The 17311-nt window shown below is 57.2% G+C and carries 13 protein-coding genes; 8 read left to right on the forward strand and 5 right to left on the reverse strand.

Going from position 1 to position 17311, the window contains the following annotated elements:
• Nucleotide 1: 1 nt before the first annotated feature.
• The 5 genes from ACTJK5_RS17545 to ACTJK5_RS17565 form a co-directional block, all read right to left on the reverse strand.
• Nucleotides 2-1006, reverse strand: a complete 1005-nt coding sequence (locus ACTJK5_RS17545) for an ABC transporter permease (protein WP_440612992.1) — start codon at nt 1004-1006, stop codon at nt 2-4.
• A 2-nt stretch (nt 1007-1008) separates the two neighbouring features.
• On the reverse strand, nt 1009-2010 hold the full coding sequence (locus ACTJK5_RS17550) for an ABC transporter permease (RefSeq protein ID WP_062426963.1): 1002 nt from the start codon (nt 2008-2010) through the stop codon (nt 1009-1011).
• 12 nt (nt 2011-2022) lie between these two features.
• Complete coding sequence (locus ACTJK5_RS17555; RefSeq protein ID WP_062426722.1) at nt 2023-3552, reverse strand: sugar ABC transporter ATP-binding protein; 1530 nt, start codon at nt 3550-3552, stop codon at nt 2023-2025.
• 210 nt (nt 3553-3762) lie between these two features.
• Nucleotides 3763-4773: a rhamnose ABC transporter substrate-binding protein gene (rhaS, locus tag ACTJK5_RS17560; protein ID WP_062426723.1), complete on the reverse strand. Its 1011-nt coding sequence runs from the start codon at nt 4771-4773 to the stop codon at nt 3763-3765.
• 39 nt (nt 4774-4812) lie between these two features.
• The gene (locus tag ACTJK5_RS17565; RefSeq protein WP_062426724.1) at nt 4813-5643 is read right to left on the reverse strand and encodes a DeoR/GlpR family DNA-binding transcription regulator; all 831 of its coding nucleotides are present in this window, start codon (nt 5641-5643) and stop codon (nt 4813-4815) included.
• Between the two features lie 199 nt (nt 5644-5842).
• Here ACTJK5_RS17565 and ACTJK5_RS17570 point away from each other — a divergent pair, with 199 nt between their 5' ends.
• The 8 genes from ACTJK5_RS17570 to ACTJK5_RS17605 all read left to right on the forward strand — a co-directional run bounded on the left by ACTJK5_RS17570 (nt 5843) and on the right by ACTJK5_RS17605 (nt 17304).
• Entirely contained in the window at nt 5843-7936 is a 2094-nt protein-coding gene (locus ACTJK5_RS17570) for a bifunctional rhamnulose-1-phosphate aldolase/short-chain dehydrogenase (protein WP_313592282.1), read from the forward strand.
• 156 nt (nt 7937-8092) lie between these two features.
• Nucleotides 8093-9385 carry an L-rhamnose catabolism isomerase gene (gene rhaI, locus ACTJK5_RS17575; protein WP_113179124.1) on the forward strand — a complete coding sequence of 431 codons (1293 nt, stop codon included), beginning with the start codon at nt 8093-8095 and terminating at the stop codon, nt 9383-9385.
• 565 nt (nt 9386-9950) lie between these two features.
• Nucleotides 9951-11030 (forward strand): LacI family DNA-binding transcriptional regulator, encoded by a 1080-nt coding sequence (locus ACTJK5_RS17580; protein WP_111846418.1) that lies wholly within the window; start codon nt 9951-9953, stop codon nt 11028-11030.
• A 45-nt stretch (nt 11031-11075) separates the two neighbouring features.
• A complete protein-coding gene (locus ACTJK5_RS17585; RefSeq protein ID WP_113179045.1) occupies nt 11076-12326 on the forward strand; it encodes an ABC transporter substrate-binding protein in 1251 nt (416 codons plus the stop codon).
• Nucleotides 12327-12391: 65 nt separating this feature from the next.
• The gene (locus ACTJK5_RS17590; RefSeq protein ID WP_113179044.1) at nt 12392-13324 is read left to right on the forward strand and encodes a carbohydrate ABC transporter permease; all 933 of its coding nucleotides are present in this window, start codon (nt 12392-12394) and stop codon (nt 13322-13324) included.
• Between the two features lie 14 nt (nt 13325-13338).
• Nucleotides 13339-14199 (forward strand): carbohydrate ABC transporter permease, encoded by an 861-nt coding sequence (locus tag ACTJK5_RS17595; RefSeq protein ID WP_162740941.1) that lies wholly within the window; start codon nt 13339-13341, stop codon nt 14197-14199.
• Nucleotides 14200-14230: 31 nt separating this feature from the next.
• A complete protein-coding gene (locus tag ACTJK5_RS17600) occupies nt 14231-16180 on the forward strand; it encodes a glycoside hydrolase family 127 protein (RefSeq protein WP_113179042.1) in 1950 nt (649 codons plus the stop codon).
• Nucleotides 16180-17304, forward strand: coding sequence for an ABC transporter ATP-binding protein (locus ACTJK5_RS17605; RefSeq protein ID WP_113179041.1), 1125 nt, complete (start codon nt 16180-16182; stop codon nt 17302-17304). Before ACTJK5_RS17600 ends, ACTJK5_RS17605 begins: the two co-directional genes overlap by 1 nt.
• Nucleotides 17305-17311 lie beyond the last annotated feature (7 nt).

Raw genomic sequence — 17311 nt, forward strand, 5'->3', positions numbered from 1 at the left:
TTTACCTCATCGCTTTCAGGCGGCGCACGACGATTGGAATGGCAATGGTGATGATCAGCAAAAGGCCGACAAAGATCGACATGACGATGCCTGGAACGTTAAGAAGACCAAGACCGAAAGTGACGAGCCCCATGACGAAAGCTGCAATCACCACGCCGCCGATCGTGCCCGAGCCGCCCAGGATCGACACACCGCCGAGAACGACCATGGTCACGACCTCCAGCTCCCACCCTTGAGCAATCGACGGGCGCGTGGAGCCGAGCCGCGAGGTGAGGCATACGGCGGCGATGCCGCTCATCAGGCCCGTGAGGAGGAACAGGATGAACTTCACGCGCTCCACGGGCACGCCCGAAAAACGGGCGGCAAATGGATTATTGCCGATGACATAGACCTGTCGTCCAAAATTCGTCGCATGCAGCAGTATCGCAAAGACGATCGCCATCATCACGAAGAGAACGAATTCGAAGGAGATCACCCAGAAGACATAGCCCTGGCCGAAATAGGCGAAGTCCGCTGGATATTTGCCGTAGGCCTGGTCGCCCAGCACCATATAGGAAATACCGCGAAACAGGCTCATCGTGCCGATCGTGACGACAATGGAAGGCAGCTTCAGCCCTGCGACGAGAAAGCCGTTGAAAGCGCCACAGGCAAGGCCGACGCTAATACCGATCGCCACAAGTCCAGGCGTTCCCACACCCATCTGCACCGCGTAACCCATGGCGGTCGAGGCGAGCGCGATGATGGCTGCAACCGAAAGGTCGATTTCACCGGCGATGATCAGAAGCGCCATGGCAAAGGCGATCATCGCCTTTTCGGTGAAGTTGAAGGTGGCGTCAGAGAGGTTCCAGGCGTCGAGAAAGTACGGGGAGGCCAGCGAGTTGGCGATGAAGATCAGGATTGCAACGCCAAGTAGCAGCACTTCCCAGCTTGCCATGATGCGGCGGAAAGGCGTGCTGAGCTTGTCCGGAATGATGCGAGGTGACGCCTGGGGTTGGGATTGATCCATGCTCATGCCGCAGCCTCCTTGCTCTGTTCTGTGGCGGCTCTGTCGCGCAGGATGATGCGCCCTTTGCGCGCTTCTGCGCGCGCATTGAAGACGACGGCCAATACGATGACGATGCCGGAGATCGCCATCTGCGCGAATGGAGAGATCCCGATCACCGGAAGCGCGTTCTTGATGACGCCAAGGAAGAGCGCGCCGAGCACGGCGCCGAGTACCGACCCGATACCTCCCGCAATCGAGATGCCGCCGATCACATTTGCCGCGACGCTATCCAGCTCGAACCCTTGAGCGATATCCACATAGGCCACGGCGTAACGCGACACCCATAGATAGCTCGCAAGTCCGGCAAGCGCGCCGGAGAGGACAAAGGCGAGGAAGCGCGTGTGGCCGACATCGATGCCGGCATAGATCGCAGCACTCGGGTTGCCGCCGGAAGCATAGGCCGAACGACCAAAGGCGGTTCTCTTCAGGATGATCCATGCAGCGACGATAACGAGGATCGCCACCCAGGACAAAACCGGCATGCCGAGGATCGACGTGCGGGGCACGTTGAGAAATGTCGGCGACATCTGGTGCGCGTTGACCCATGCGCCGCCCGACAGAACAAAGGCCATCCCGCGATAGATGGTGAGTGTACCGAGTGTCACCACGATTGAAGGAAGGCCAAGCCACCACACGAGAATACCGTTGATCGAACCGAGCAGTGCGCCAATTCCAACAGCCATTGCGACGAGGAGAGGGAGTGGCACGCCTGGAAATGCGGCATTGGTCATCGCCACGGCCATTCCGGTAAAGGCGAGGTTGGCTGCCACCGACAGATCGATCGACTTGGTGAGGATGACCGTCATCTGCCCCAGCGCCAGAATGATCAGGATCGACGTATCGTTGAAGATGTTGACGAGATTGGCAGGGCGCTCAAAGCCCGGCGAGCGTAACGAGAAGCCGATGATGAGAAGAATGATGATGCCGGCCAGCAGCCATTCGCGGTTCTTCAGAAGTGTCTTCATGCGCATTTCCTCTCACGCATTTCCGGTGGCGGCGCGCACCAGCTTTTCCGGCGAGAACTCCGCCCGCTCAAACCGGCCTGCCACCAACCCTTCGCGCATCACGATCGCGCGGTCGGACATGCCGAGAATTTCCGGCAGTTCGGATGAAATCATGATGATGGACAGACCTTCCGCCGCCAGTTCGCTGATGAAACCATGGACCGCAGCTTTCGAGCCGATATCGATACCCTTTGTCGGCTCGTCCAGAATGATGACCCGCGGCTTTGTCGCCAGCCACTTGCCGATCACGACCTTCTGCTGGTTGCCGCCAGACAGCGTTCCAACGGGCACGGAAAGTGCCGCCGCACGAAGATCAAGGCGCGTTGCATATTTGCGCGCCAATGCGAATTCGTTTGCGGCTCTCAGGAAACCCTTGCGCGATGTGTGGGAGAGAGAGGGCAGGGACATGTTCTGGTAGATGGGCATTTCCAGCGCCAGACCATGACGGCCCCGCTCTTCCGGTACATAGGCGATACCGGCCCGAATTGCGTCTTCCGGTGAGCGGATCATTACTGCTTTGCCGTCAAGCTTCAGTCTTCCGGATGCGGGACGGGTCATGCCGAAGAGGGACTGGCAAAACTCCGACCGTCCGGCGCCGATCAGACCATAGAGCCCAAGAATTTCGCCCTGTCGCAAATCGAAGGAGATGCCGAGAAACTCCGTCTCGTGGCAGTAATCCTCCACGGAGAGCACGGTGCCGCCAATGTTCACGGCCTGCTTGGGGAAGGCGTCCTTTACATCGCGGCCGACCATCAACCGGACAATCTCGTCCTGGGGCGCGGCAGTCAGTTTCCCTGCGCCGACCATGCGGCCGTCACGGAAGACGGCATAATTCTCGGCAATTTCATAGACTTCGTCGAACTTATGGCTGATGAACAGGATCGCCTTGCCCTGCCGCTTCAGGTTTTCGACGATGCGGAAAAGATCGTCGATTTCCTTGCGTGATAAAGCTGCCGTCGGCTCGTCCATGATGACGATGCGCGCCTCGACCGACAGTGCACGGGCAATCGCGACCAGATGGCGCTGTGCAATGGAGAGATCCTTCAGCCGGATTGTGGGGTCGATCTTGCTTTCCAGTCGCTCCAACAACGCGCGGGATTTCTCGTTGATCGTTGTCCAATCGATCAGCCCGAAGCGACCCTTAGGCGCATGCCCGAGAAAGATGTTCTCGCCAACCGAAAGCTCGTCGAACAGAACGGTTTCCTGATGAATGGCAGTGACGCCTGCATCGATTGCATCCTGCGCGCTTAGAAAATGAACCGGTGTGCCGTCGAGCAGAATTTCACCCTCATTGGGGCGATAGATACCCGTCAGGATTTTTACCAGCGTGGACTTGCCAGCGCCGTTTTCACCTATAAGCGCCGTCACCTGGCCGGAATAGAGCTGGATGTCGACATTATCCAGTGCCTTCACGCCTGGAAAAATCTGACTGATGCCGCGCATTTCCAGAACGGGGTTTAAGCGGTCCTCTTGTCGTGCGTAAAGCGCCGCCGTTTCGGTCATTGTCTCTACCGCCATTTTTCTTACGAACCTGCGTGCTCTTTATCGAGCAGAAGAAAGAAAGCCTTCACTCGACGGCATCCTGATGCATTTGCCGATGAAACATCCGGCAAGCATGATCGATGCTTGGTTCAAGCTCGAGGATGACGTCGACTGAGGGAATGTTGGAAACATCTCCCGGCGGCTGTTGTCGCCGGGAGATGAAGTCAAAGATCAGAAAATCTTGGAGAACTGATCGATGTTCTTCGCGTCATAGACGAACGGATCTGCCATTGCGGCTTCGCTGTTTTCGCCGACCTTGATCTTGCCCATGCGGCCGGCTTCGATTTCGGAGCCCGGCTTGCCGTCGGCATCACCCTTGACGAGGTGGTAGGCGATCTGGGTCGCAGAATAGCCAAGGTCGATCGGGTTCCAGATGGCGAATTCCTTGGTCGCACCGGACTTGATGGCGCCGGCCATTTCAGACGGAAGGCCAAGGCCCGTGACATAGACCTGACCGATCTTGCCAGCATCCTTGACAGCCTGAGACGCAGCCAGGACGCCAACCGTCGTCGGGGCAACGATAACCTTGACGTTCGGCTGAGAGGTCAGGAGACCTTGCGCTTCACGATAGCTCTTGTCGGCCAAGTCGTCGCCGTAGACGGTGGTGACCAGGTTGAGGCCGGGGAAGTCCTTCAGTTGCTTCTTCATCTCCTCGATCCAGATGTTCTGGTTCGTGGAGGTGGTTGTGGCCGAAAGGATGGCGAAGTCGCCCTTGCCGCCTTCGAGATGATCGGCGGCAAGCTGCAGGCACATTTTGCCGATCAGCGCATTGGAGGAGGGGTTGAGCTGCAGAATGCGGCCCGCCGGTGCGACACCCGAATCCCAGGAGATAACCTTGATGCCGCGCTGCGCGGCCTTCTTCAGTGCCGGAACCACGGCGTCCGGATCGTTTGCCGAGATCGCAATCGCATCGACGCCCTGGGCGATCAGCGAATTGATGACCTCGATCTGGCCTTCTGCGGTCGTCGTTGTCGGGCCGGTATAGATGATCTCAACGCCGCCAAGTTCCTTGGCTGCTTCCTGCGCACCCTTATTGGCAGCCTCGAAGAAGCCATTGCCAAGCGACTTCACCACAAGCGCGATTTTCATGTCTTTCGCCTGGGCGACGCTGCCGATACCGGCAACACCAAGCGCTACACCGAGCGCAAGCGCGCGGGTGAGTTTTCTGCGTGTCAGTTTCATTCCCTTTTCCTCCCGTTAAAACCTTCCCTTCGGCGCTCCTCAAGCAACCGAAGCGGAATCCTCCTCTGTAGGCGGTTTGTCCTCCGCCTGCGCTGCCGCCGCTCCGGCGATGACCAGCGTCACTCCCGCGGCCTCCACCATGCGTGCGGCCTCGTCTGAAATGTCTTCGTCGGTGATGATCGTCGAAACCGTATCCAGGGGTGTCAGGATAAGGCTGGAGCGTTTGCGAAACTTGGAGGAGTCGACCATGACGATCAACTCCTCTGCCTGCCGCATCAGCTTCTGTTCGCTCTGGATCACCATTGCGTCGGATTCCATGATGCCAAGCGCGCCGACCCCCTGTGCTCCGATGAAGATGCGCCGCGCATAGAAATTGCGGATCGCGTCATTCTCGAAAGGAGACAGGATGAGGCTCTGGTCGCGATAGATCGCGCCACCAGGTACGCTGACATTGCATTTCGAGTGCTTCACCAGATGCTCAGCAATGGCGAAGGAGTTGGTCATTACCTGCAGACGCCGGGCCGACATGAAATGCACCATCTGGAAGGTGGTCGTACCGCCATTGATAATGATGGCGTCACCTTCCTCGCACAAATCGACGGCCTTGCGTGCAATTGCGCGTTTCTTATCAATATTGACCGATTCCGAGACGCGAAAGGGACGTGCGGCCAGGTTGCCAAGCTGTGGCGGATGCACCGCCTCGGCTCCGCCGCGCACACGGCGCAGTTTCCCCTGGACGTGAAGAGATGCGATATCACGCCTGATCGTTGCCTCGGACGCATCGGTCAGTTCGGCAATGTCCTGCACCGTCACCACAGGCTTTTCCTGAATGGCGCTCAAGATGATGCGATGGCGTTCGCTCTCGTACATGGGGTCCTCCTGACCGCAATCTTTCGTAAACTTCGATTGTTGTCAATCAAGTTCGATCAAAAATATCAATGTTGCGGCGCACAATGAAAATTTATGATCGTTTGTGATTGACATAGTGCTTTTAGATGCGCGATATCTGCTCTCAATGGGAGGCGAGTTCACCTGGGACTCGCAATAATTGCCGTGGGAGGATACTGCGATGGGACAATCCCGTCTTCTCGAAAATCGTTGGGACGACGCTTATGCAGCAACGCTGGATGAGCCGGGAAAGCTGCTCTATCGCTCCAACCTTCTGGGCGCTGACAAACGGATCACCAATTACGGTGGTGGCAATACCTCTGCCAAAGTCTGGGAAACCGACCCGCTCACCGGCAACAAGGTCCGCGTCATGTGGGTCAAGGGATCTGGCGGCGATGTCGGCACGATCAAGCTTGACGGCTTCGCGACCCTCTACATGGAAAAGCTTGAAGCGCTCAAGGGCATCTATCGCGGTGTGGAAGACGAAGACCGCATGGTCGGTTTTCTTCCCCATTGCACATTCAATCTCAACCCGCGCGCGGCCTCCATCGACACGCCACTGCACGGTTTCGTGCCCTTCGATCATGTCGATCACATGCATCCGGACGCAATCATTGCCATTGCCGCTTCGAAGAATTCACGGGAACTGACGAAAGACGTGTTCGGCAGTGAGATTGGCTGGCTGCCTTGGCGCCGCCCGGGCTTTCAGCTCGGTCTCGACCTCGAAGCCTTCGTCAAGGCAAACCCCGATGCCAAGGGCGTTGTGTTGGAAAGCCATGGTCTCTTCACTTGGGACAACGATGCCAAGGCCTGTTACGAGCTGACGCTTGCGATTATCAACAAGGCGATCGAGTGGTTCGCTACCAAGACGGAAGGCAAGACAATCTTTGGTGGTGCCGTCGCCAATACCCTGCCCAGGGAAGATCGCCGGGCAATCGCTGCCCGGCTGATGCCCGAAATTCGCGGACGCATCGGGAAAGACGAGCGCAAGCTTGGTCATTTCGACGATCAGGATGCCGTGTTGGAGTTCGTCAACTCGAAGGAATTGAAGCCGCTCGGCGCGCTTGGCACATCCTGCCCAGATCACTTCCTGCGCACCAAGATCCGCCCCCTGATCCTCGATCTGGATACGTCGAAACCGGATGTCGACGCATTACTTGCGGGCCTCGATCAGGCGCTTGAAGACTACCGCGCCGATTACAGCCGCTACTACGAGAGCTGCAAGCACGCCAATTCGCCGAAGATGCGCGATCCTAACCCGGTCATCTTCCTCATTCCCGGCGTCGGCATGTTCTCCTTCGCCAAGGACAAGGCAACCGCGCGTATTGCAGGTGAGTTTTACGTCAACGCCATCAATGTGATGCGCGGTGCATCGGCGGTGTCGGAGTATCAAGGTCTGCCGGAACAGGAGGCCTTCGACATCGAATATTGGCTGTTGGAAGAAGCGAAGCTTCAGCGCATGCCGAAGCCCAAGAGCCTGGCCGGGAGGGTTGCATTCATTACCGGTGGTGCGGGAGGTATTGGACGCGCTACAGCGGAGCGGCTGGCAAGCGAGGGCGCTTGCGTCATACTTGCCGATATCGATGAGGCCGCACTCGAAAACACGAAAGGCGACTTCGAAAAAAGGTTCAGCGCGGATGCTGTCCGTACTGTCAAGCTCGATGTCACCCATGAAGATGCCGTTCTTAGGGCGTTCGCCGAGGCAAGCGTGGAGTTTGGCGGTATCGATATCCTCGTTTCCAATGCGGGCATTGCGTCATCTGCAGCTGTCGAAGACACCACGCTTGCCATGTGGAACAAGAATATCGACATTCTTGCAACGGGCTATTTCCTCGTTTCGCGGGAAGCCTTCCGCCTGTTCCGACGTCAGAAGCTCGGCGGCAATGTCGTCTTCGTCGCATCCAAAAATGGCCTGGCGTCTTCGCCCAACGCATCTGCCTATTGCACTGCGAAGGCTGCTGAGATCCATCTCGCTCGTTGCCTGGCCCTTGAAGGTGCCGATGCAGGTATTCGCGTCAACACCGTCAATCCCGATGCGGTTCTGCGCGGTTCCAAGATATGGAACGGCGAGTGGCGCGAACAGCGCGCGGCATCCTCCAAGATCGAGGTGGACGATCTTGAGGAACATTACCGCAAGCGTTCCATGCTGAAGCTGAACGTCTTTCCGGAAGACATTGCCGAAGCAATCTTCTTCCTGGCGTCAGACGCATCTGCCAAGTCGACGGGAAATATCATCAACGTCGACGCCGGCAACGCCCAGAGCTTCACACGCTGAGGCGCAAACCGCCCGAAAGTAACCGTGGGCGGTTTGCAGGTTAGGTGCTGGTGATTGCAAAATGAGAAAGATCGCCACGATCAAGCCCTTTCCTCCGCTCACGATGAGACGGCTGCAGGACGGCTTGAAGGGGACATGGTGCAGAGGGAGGATGACATGACGGAACTGAGAATTGCGGCGGATCTGGTCAATCGCGAGAACGAGAAGCGCGCGAAGGCGCATGAAGCAGACTATGCGGCCCTTGGTGAACATCTGTCACGCCGCAACATCGATATCGATGCGATAACGGCCAAGGTTGCCGAGTTCCATGTGGCCGTCCCATCCTGGGGCGTTGGAACCGGCGGTACACGCTTTGCCCGCTTTCCGGGCCTCGGCGAACCACGCGGTATTTTCGACAAGTTGGATGACTGCGCTGTCATCAACCAGCTGACGGCTGCCACGCCCACTGTTTCTCTTCATATTCCGTGGGATAAGGAAGACCCTGCAAGGCTGAAGGCACACGCCGACGCGCTCGGCCTTGGCTTCGACGCGATGAATTCCAACACCTTTTCGGACGCTGCAGATCAGCAGCACTCCTACAAATACGGCTCCTTGAGCCATACGGATGCTGCAACGCGCCAACAGGCGGTCGAGCACAACATCGAATGCATCGAGATCGGAAAGGCACTCGGCTCCAAAGCCTTGACGGTCTGGATCGGCGATGGCTCCAACTTCCCTGGACAGAGCAACTTCACCAAAAGCTTCGAGCGCTACCTCGCCGGTATGGCGGACATCTACAAGGCACTGCCTGATAATTGGCGGCTGTTCTCCGAACACAAGATGTACGAGCCAGCCTTCTACTCCACCGTCGTACAAGACTGGGGCACCAATTACCTGATCGCCAGCACGCTCGGTGAGAAAGCTTTCTGCCTCGTCGATCTTGGCCATCACGCACCCAACACCAATATCGAAATGATCGTCGCTCGCCTGATCCAGTTCGGCAAGCTCGGAGGTTTTCATTTCAACGACAGCAAATATGGCGATGACGATCTTGATGCCGGCGCTATCGAGCCATATCGCCTTTTCCTCGTTTTCAATGAATTGGTGGATGCAGAGCACCGCGGCGTGAAGCACTTCCATCCTGCGCATATGATCGACCAGTCGCATAACGTCACCGACCCGATCGAAAGCCTCATCTCCAGCGCCAACGAAATCCGCCGGGCCTACGCACAGGCATTGCTTGTCGATCGCCCCGCGCTTGAAAATTTCCAGCAGGAAAACGATGCACTCATGGCGTCCGACACGCTGAAGCGCGCCTATCGCACGGATGTCGAGGCCATTCTTGCGCAAGCCCGCAAAAAGGCTGGTGCGGCAATAGATCCAATCGCAACTTACCGAGCCAGCGGCTATCGCAAGCAGGTGGCAGGTGAGCGCCCTTCACAGCGTGGCGGCTCGGGCGGGATCGTCTAAGAAGCAGCAGAAACCTGTGTCGTTTGTTCGGATAAGGCAAGCCGGACAACCCGTGAACAAAACGTGGTTCAGCCGGTTAGACAACGGTTGCTGGCCGATGTGTCAGCGGCACGTCGTGCCGCTTACGAGCGAGATTGCAAGAGCGATCTGCAGATAACCGCAGGAGATCCCAATAACATTGCTGGCGTTCTTATCAAGCAGATGGTGCTGTCGGCGATACTGGGGTTCTAAGCTTCGGAGCTAGATACGCTTCTTCATGAAGCGCCGATTGCGAGCAAGTTATCTGAGCTTGTAACAGCAACGACGCCACTTATCGACGACAAGCCACTGCCATCGCACCGCCCGCAAAACCCGCACGGCGTTGCGGTATTGCCGCATTACGCAGTGGCTTACTCTGCAGCATTTCGGCTCTATATCGATAATTGCCGTCAGCTCGCGCAAGCAGATCCCCACCTCACCGTTATTCTGACGCCTGCCAAAGCATGACGCATCATAAATAATCTCGCTTGACAGAGAAAACGTTTTCCCTATTTTGAGAAAACGTTTTCTCATTAGGTTCTCTTCGATGATCGAGAGTGGAATAGGCGCAGTAGCTGACGTATTGGCGGACGGACAGGATGCCTCTTTGCGCGTCACCATCAAGGATGTTGCTGCGGCAGCTGGCGTGTCGATTTCTACGGCATCCAAGGCATTGAATGAGCGCGGCCGAATGTCTGGAGAAACCCGCGAACGCATTCAGGCCGTCGCTCAAAAGATGGGATTTCGTCCAAACGCCATGGCACGCGCGCTTGTCGGGCAGCGATCTTTCACCCTCGGCCTTCTGACCAACGATACATATGGCCGCTTCACCTTGCCGATTGCCGCAGGCCTTTCCGTCGCGATGGCGGATCGCGGAGTGTCGGTTTTCCTTTGCGCCATTGATGACGATCCGGAACGTGTTCGTTCCAATATTGAAGCGATGGAAGACAAGCGTGTCGATGGTTTGGTGGTATCCGGCAAGCGCGTTGACCGAGTTCTACCAGTGGATCTTCCCACTGTGCATATGCCGGTTGTGTATGTGAACGCTGCGTGTCCCGACGGTGCGATCGGCTTTGTTCCGGACGATGAGGGTGGTGCTTACGCAGCTGTCTCTCATCTTGTCGAGCTGGGTCGCAGGCGTATCGCACATATCACCGGCCCCAGGAGCTTCAGTGCCGTCGGCCTGAGAGAGCAAGGCTGGGAACGAGCATTATCCGAGGCAGCGCTCCCCTGCTTCGAGGAAGCGCTGTCCGGCGAATGGTCCGAAAGATTCGGATATGAAGCCGGGCAGCGCTTCGTAACCATGGCGAGCGCCGATCGACCAGATGCCGTCTTCTGCGGCAATGACCAGATCGCGCGAGGTCTTATCGATGCACTAACCCTGTCCGGCATTCGCGTTCCGCAAGACATCGCTGTCGTCGGCTTCGATAATTGGGAGATCTTTGCCGCAGCGACGCGGCCTCCGCTAACGACGGTCGATATGGCTCTCAAGGAGCTTGGCCGTCAGGCAGGAATAACTTTGCTTGATTTGATCGACGGGAAGCCGGTGGAGGCCGGTCAACGTCGGCTCGCCTGCCGCCTGATGGTCCGGGAGTCATGCGGAGCGTCTATCAGCAGTTCTGATTGAGAATTCAACAGCGCCGGATCGGCGCATTTCGGGAGGAGAATGGACATGAGACATTGGATATTTGGGTTGAGCGGTCTTGTGGCTGCCGGACTTGCCTTGCCCGCAACAGCCAACGCTGAGAATTTTTCGCTGTGGACCCGCTCCGACAGCTCGACCTTCATGCCGAAGCTCGTCGATGCGTTTAACGCCAGTCAGAAAGAACACCACGCGGACTTGCAGATCGTTCCCGTAAACGAACTTGTCCAGAAATACGCCGTTGCGACCGCGGGCGGCACCGCGCCGGATGCCCTCTCCCTCGACCTGATCTACACCCCGGCTTTCGCTGCGGCAGGACAATTGGAGGACCTCACTGATTTCGCAAAATCGCTCCCCTATTTCAACGCGTTGTCGAAGGCGCACATCTCGGTCGGAACCTATCAGGATCATATCTATGGTCTGCCGTTCTCGGCTGATGGCTCCGTTCTCATCTGGAACAAGAAGTTGTTCAAACAGGCGGGTTTGGATCCCGAAAAGGGACCGAAAACATGGGCGGAAATTCGCTCCGCAGCTGAGAAGGTCAATGCGCTGGGAGGCGACATCAAAGGATTTTACTTCTCCGGAAACTGCGGCGGCTGCAACATCTTCACCTTCACGCCTCTGATCTGGGCGTCTGGCGCAGATATTTTTTCGGCAGATGGCCGTCAGGTCACGCTCGATACGCCGCAAATGCGCGACGCTATTGCATTCTATCAGAGCATGGTCCGTGACAAGCTCGTCCCTGCCGGTGCGCAGACCGATACCGGCTCGAACTTCTTCGCCGCCTTCGCCACGGGCAAGATTGGCATCACGCCTTCGGGCTCCTTCGCGATCGGGGCTCTTGCGACACAAAGTCCCGACCTTGAATATGGCGTGACCCCGCTTCCCGGTAAGGATGGCGGTTCCTCTTCCTTTGCGGGAGGCGACAATTTCGTCGTTTCGAAAGGCACAAAGAAAATGGAAGCGGTGAAGGCGTTCCTGCAATTCTCTTATTCGCTGGAAGGTCAGAAACTTCTCGCGCGGAATGGTTCGCTGCCAATCCGCAGTGACATCGCCAAGGACGCCCTTGAGGGTCTGGATTCCCGCTACCTCATTGCCGCCGAAGCGATGGCGAAAGGCAAGACGCCTTACACGACCGTCTTCAACGATCTGTTCAACTCTGCCAACGGGCCATGGATCACCATGTTGAACACGGCATTATTCGGAACGCCGGAGTCCATCGAACCGGCCATCCAGACGGCCCAAAGCACCATGCAGTCGATCGTCGACACCGCCCCGTAATCGCAGCGGACGATCAAGTTGCGGAGGTTTCCTCCGCCTCGTTGATGCCATTGGAGGAAACATTCATGTCGGACCAAATAGCGGCGCCCGCTAGAGGTGTGCCGAACGCTCATCTGCGCCCACGGCGCAAGCGCCGCCGCGACTGGAAGGGTCTACTTTACGTTGCGCCTGCGCTGGCACTTGTGCTGGTGTTCTTCCTATTGCCGCTTTGCATGACGGCGTGGATGTCGCTTCACAACTGGCCGCTCCTGGGGTTGCCGCGTTGGATTGGATTTGGAAACTACAAGGCTCTCTGGAGCGATAGAAACTTCTGGAACGCGCTTGCCTTCACCATCCGCTACACCATCGCTGCGACGATCGGACTTCTGGCTCTCGGTTTATCGCTGGCGCTCCTGGTAGAAAAGGACCGGCCCTTCTCAGGCGTCTACCGCACAGCCTTCTTCATGCCGGTGGTGATCGGTTTTGCCTCGGCAAGTCTATTATGGAGCTGGCTTTCCAATGTCGATACCGGCCTTTTTTCGCCTCTGGCCGAAGAGCTGGGATTGACTCAAGGTCGCGTCAACCTGCTTGCAACATTCACACCAGCCTTCTGGTCCGTCACTGCGATGGTGCTTTGGAAAATGGCCGGCTTCTACATGGTCATCTTGATGAGCGGCCTGCAGGCCATTCCCACAGATTTTATCGAAGCAGCTCGAATTGATGGTGCCAATGCCTTTCAAAGGTTTCGCTTCATTATCATGCCGCTCCTGCGTCGGCCTTTCTCACTGGCGCTCATCCTGTGCGTTTCGGGCTCGATGCTGGCTTTCGATCAGTTCTACATTATCCTGGCAGGAGGACCACAGAACAGCACGGTGACCGCCGTCTACTGGATTTTCAGCCAGTCGTTTGTCTCTTTCCGTCTCGGTTACGGTGCAGCCCTCTCCATGGTGCTGCTGGCCATCCTGCTCGTATTGAGTGCCATCCAGCTCAGGCTCTTGCGTGAGGAGGAACCGAAATGACGGTGCTGGACGCAATGACAACGAAGCCCGCCTATCGGCGCAGGGCGGGCCAGACGAAGCTCTATAAAATTCTGTTTCACGTAACCTGCATTCTGATCGCGCTGCTTTTTCTCGCGCCCATTGTGCTTGTTCTGATTGCGTCTTTCCACGCCCAACCATCTGCAGGAAGCGGCTTGCTTTCCTTAAGCGGGCTTTGCTTGTGCAGTTATCAAAGGCTGGAAGATTTCGGTTCGGGGATACTGCACTATGCGGGCAACAGCCTGTTCGTGGCGGCGGGAACGGCAATCCTCACGATTTTGATTTCGGTCTTTGCCGGTTACGGCTTTTCCAGGTTCCGCTTTCCGTTGAAGTCACTTGCCTTCCTGATGATCCTATCGACTATCATGGTGCCGTTTCAGTCGATTTTGACGCCGCTCTTCCTGATACTGGCCAAGCTCGGCTTGCAGAACACGCTAAGCGGTCTCGTTCTGATCTATGTCACGCTCCAACTGCCTTTCTCAGTCTTCATGATGCGCAACGCCTTCGATGCAGTGCCAAAGGAGATCGAGGAGGCCGCGCGGGTCGATGGCATCAAGGGTTTTCGGTCTCTAATCTATGTCTCAGGCCCACTCGTGCTGCCTGGCATCGTTTCAGTGGGTATCTTCGCTTTCCTCAACGCCTGGAACGAGTTTCTCGCGGCACTCGTCTTCCTGACGGATCAGGATCGCTACACGCTGCCCGTCCTCGTCACCGCTGTCCGCTCCGGCCATTATGGATCGGTGGACTGGGGCGCCGTGCAAGCCGGCGTCACCGTGATGATGATCCCCTGCCTCATACTCTTTATCACCTTGCAGCGCTTCTACATCCGCGGCCTGACGGCCGGCGCGGTGAAGTAGGCTTTCCACCAATTCCTCAAAGGAAAACGACATGAACACTTCAGTTTCACGCGCCGACAATACATCCGCCAATTCGCTCTTCCGCCCACCGGCAGTGGACCGGGTTCGCGTCGGAGGGTTCTTCGGCCCGCGCATCCAGACGATTGCTGACAAGACGGCTCATACATTGCTCGATCGATGCATAGAGGCGGGCATGCTGGATCAGGTGGACCCAGACCGACCTAATCCCGGTCTGCGCATCCCGTACCAACAGGGGAATGACACAGTTAGCACGCAAATGTTCTGGGATTCAGACTTCGGCAAGAGTATCGAGGCTGCCGCCTATACGCTGTTGTACAAACCAGATGCCGCACTCGAAGCCCGCATTGATGAGATTGTGGAGGCCTATGGCAGGCTGCAGGACAGCAATGGCTATCTTAATTCGTGGTATCAGCGTATCGAGCCGGGCAAGCGCTGGACCAACCTGCGTGATTGCCATGAACTCTATAATGCCGGCCACCTGATGGAAGGGGCGGTCGCCTATTACTACGCGACGGGTAAGCGAAGATTCCTCGACATCATGGCCCGCTATGCCGATCATATCTCCGAGGTTTTTGGTCCAAGAGAAACGCAGATGTCCGGTTACTGCGGTCACCCGGAAATCGAACTGGCACTGATCAAGCTCGGACGTGCCACGGGCGAGCAACGCTATATCGATTTGGCACGCTTCTTTGTGGACGAGCGAGGGCAACGGCCGGGCGGAGAGCATTATTACGACCGCGAAGCGCGCGAGCGCGGCAAGGACCCCTCGGATTATCATTTTGGGACCTATGAATACTCCCAAAGTCATGAGCCGGTGCGAGACCAGCGCCACGTCGTCGGCCACGCGGTTCGTGCTGCCTACCTCTATTCCGGCATGGCCGACGTTTCGACGGAGTATGGCGACGACAGCCTGAAACCGGCACTCGAGGCCATCTGGGGGCATCTCACGCGTAAGAACATGTATGTTACTGGCGGGTTCGGACCTTCGGCGTACAATGAAGGACTGACATTCGACTACGATCTACCCAATGAGACAGCCTACGCTGAAACCTGTGCTGCCGTCGCATTGGTCTTCTGGGCAAGCCGCATGCTTGGTCTTGGCCCCGACCGCGCCTATGCCGATGTCATGGAGCGGGCTCTCTACAATGGCGCGCTGGTCGGCTTGTCACTCGACGGCACCCAGTTTTTCTATGACAATCCGTTGGAAAGCCGCGGCAAGCACCACCGCTGGAACTGGCACCGTTGCCCGTGCTGCCCTCCGAACATTGCAAGGCTCGTCTCGTCGGTTGGTACCTACATGTACGGAGAGGCAGATAACGAAATCGCGGTCCATCTTTACTGCGATAGCGCGGCCGATCTGAAAGTGGCAGGGCAATCGATCAAGCTTCGCCAGACAACGATTTACCCCCTCGACGGCAAGATTCGGCTGACAGTAGAACCGGAAGCGCCCGTCGAGTTCACTCTGGCGTTGCGTATTCCTGCCTGGTCGCCGAAAGCCACGATCCGTGTCAACGGTCAGCAAGTTGAGATCGCCACCACCGAGGATAAAGGTTATTCAAGGCTCAATCGCCTTTGGCAGGCTGGCGACGTCGTTGAACTGGATTTGGAAATGCCGGTACAGGAAGTACACGCCAATCCAAAGATCGGCAACGACCAGGGACGGGTGGCGCTCCAGCGCGGGCCACTCGTTTACTGCCTGGAAGGTGTCGACAATGGCGACGATTTGAATTCCGTGTTGCTGCGTCCAGAAAGCGCGTTCCGCTGCGAGGCGGTGGAAGAGCTTGGTGGCGTTCCGGCCTTGGTGACCACCGGTGTTCGAGAAAGTATCGGCGACGATCAGCTTTATTCCATCGCTGCGCCGCGGCGACAGGAGGTGGATATCCGCGCAGTGCCCTATCATCTTTGGGACAACCGTGCGCCCGGCGAAATGCTGGTCTGGATCCGCAAGGAGGGCTTGTGATGAATGTGAACGATACGCAACCGGCCGCCGAGGCTTCAGTCCGCACAAGCGGGGTCGAACTGAAGGGGGTCTCCAAGAGCTTCGGCGCGGTGGATGTCATTCATGATATCGACCTGAAGATTGCTGCAGGCGAATTCGTGGTTTTTGTCGGCCCATCCGGTTGTGGAAAGTCGACACTTCTGCGGCTGATCGCAGGCCTCGAGGATACCAGCCAGGGAGAGATTCTCATTGGCGGGCGGGATGTGACGGAGGCCGATCCCTCCGACCGCGGCATCGCCATGGTGTTTCAGTCCTATGCGCTTTATCCGCACATGACCGTGGCGCAGAACATGGGGTTCGGCCTTAAAATGGCGCATCGCCCGAGAGACGAAGTTCAACGATTGGTTCAGGGCGCGGCTGAGGTTCTGCATCTTACGCCTCTGCTCGATCGGCGACCGGGTCAGCTATCCGGTGGCCAGCGCCAGCGCGTGGCTATCGGCCGCGCCATCGTCCGTAATCCTGAAGTCTTTCTGTTCGACGAGCCCTTGTCAAACTTGGACGCGGAGCTCCGCGTCGGCATGCGCATTGAGATTGCCAAGCTCCACGAGCAGCTCGGCAACACGATGATCTACGTCACGCATGATCAGACCGAAGCCATGACACTTGCGGACAAGATCGTCGTCCTGAGATCTGGTCGTATCGAACAGGTGGGATCTCCCTTCGATCTCTATCACGATCCGGATAATCTCTTCGTTGCTGGCTTCATCGGTAGCCCGAAGATGAATATCATCAGTGCCAAGTTCGAGGAGGGGGCGCTGGTCATTGGTGAGCAGCGAATGCCAACTTCGGTTCCTCAAGCCTTGCCAGCTCAAGGCGAGTTGCAGCTCGGAATTCGACCTGAACATATATGGTTTGCTCGAAATGGCGAGCCCGCGCTCGAAATGACGGTTGACTTTACCGAGTTTCTCGGGGGCGCCACTTACCTCTATGGGCATCTTGGCCCTGGCCTCCCGCTTGTCGTCCAAGGCGGAACCGGTCCAGTGGCAAATATCGGTCAAACGATCTCCGTATCATTCAATTCTGATGACGCTAGATTCTTTGATAAGGAGGGGCTTCGCATTCGCGCGAGCAGCGGCCACATTTGATCTGAAA

Source organism: Agrobacterium sp. 22094 (genome assembly GCF_052046015.1).
In the GTDB taxonomy this organism is placed as follows: Bacteria; Pseudomonadota; Alphaproteobacteria; order Rhizobiales; family Rhizobiaceae; genus Agrobacterium; species Agrobacterium cavarae.

What these genes read in the sequence shown, in the direction of transcription:
- ACTJK5_RS17580 (WP_111846418.1), top strand. Translation starts at nt 9,951, where the DNA reads ATGATCGAGAGTGGAATAGGCGCAGTAGCTGACGTATTGGCGGACGGA.
- ACTJK5_RS17605 (WP_113179041.1), top strand. Translation starts at nt 16,180, where the DNA reads ATGAATGTGAACGATACGCAACCGGCCGCCGAGGCTTCAGTCCGCACA.
- ACTJK5_RS17570 (WP_313592282.1), top strand. Translation starts at nt 5,843, where the DNA reads ATGGGACAATCCCGTCTTCTCGAAAATCGTTGGGACGACGCTTATGCA.
- ACTJK5_RS17590 (WP_113179044.1), top strand. Translation starts at nt 12,392, where the DNA reads ATGTCGGACCAAATAGCGGCGCCCGCTAGAGGTGTGCCGAACGCTCAT.
- ACTJK5_RS17595 (WP_162740941.1), top strand. Translation starts at nt 13,339, where the DNA reads ATGACAACGAAGCCCGCCTATCGGCGCAGGGCGGGCCAGACGAAGCTC.
- ACTJK5_RS17600 (WP_113179042.1), top strand. Translation starts at nt 14,231, where the DNA reads ATGAACACTTCAGTTTCACGCGCCGACAATACATCCGCCAATTCGCTC.
- rhaS (WP_062426723.1), bottom strand. Translation starts at nt 4,773, where the DNA reads ATGAAACTGACACGCAGAAAACTCACCCGCGCGCTTGCGCTCGGTGTA.
- ACTJK5_RS17565 (WP_062426724.1), bottom strand. Translation starts at nt 5,643, where the DNA reads ATGTACGAGAGCGAACGCCATCGCATCATCTTGAGCGCCATTCAGGAA.
- ACTJK5_RS17555 (WP_062426722.1), bottom strand. Translation starts at nt 3,552, where the DNA reads ATGACCGAAACGGCGGCGCTTTACGCACGACAAGAGGACCGCTTAAAC.
- ACTJK5_RS17585 (WP_113179045.1), top strand. Translation starts at nt 11,076, where the DNA reads ATGAGACATTGGATATTTGGGTTGAGCGGTCTTGTGGCTGCCGGACTT.
- rhaI (WP_113179124.1), top strand. Translation starts at nt 8,093, where the DNA reads ATGACGGAACTGAGAATTGCGGCGGATCTGGTCAATCGCGAGAACGAG.
- ACTJK5_RS17550 (WP_062426963.1), bottom strand. Translation starts at nt 2,010, where the DNA reads ATGAAGACACTTCTGAAGAACCGCGAATGGCTGCTGGCCGGCATCATC.
- ACTJK5_RS17545 (WP_440612992.1), bottom strand. Translation starts at nt 1,006, where the DNA reads ATGGATCAATCCCAACCCCAGGCGTCACCTCGCATCATTCCGGACAAG.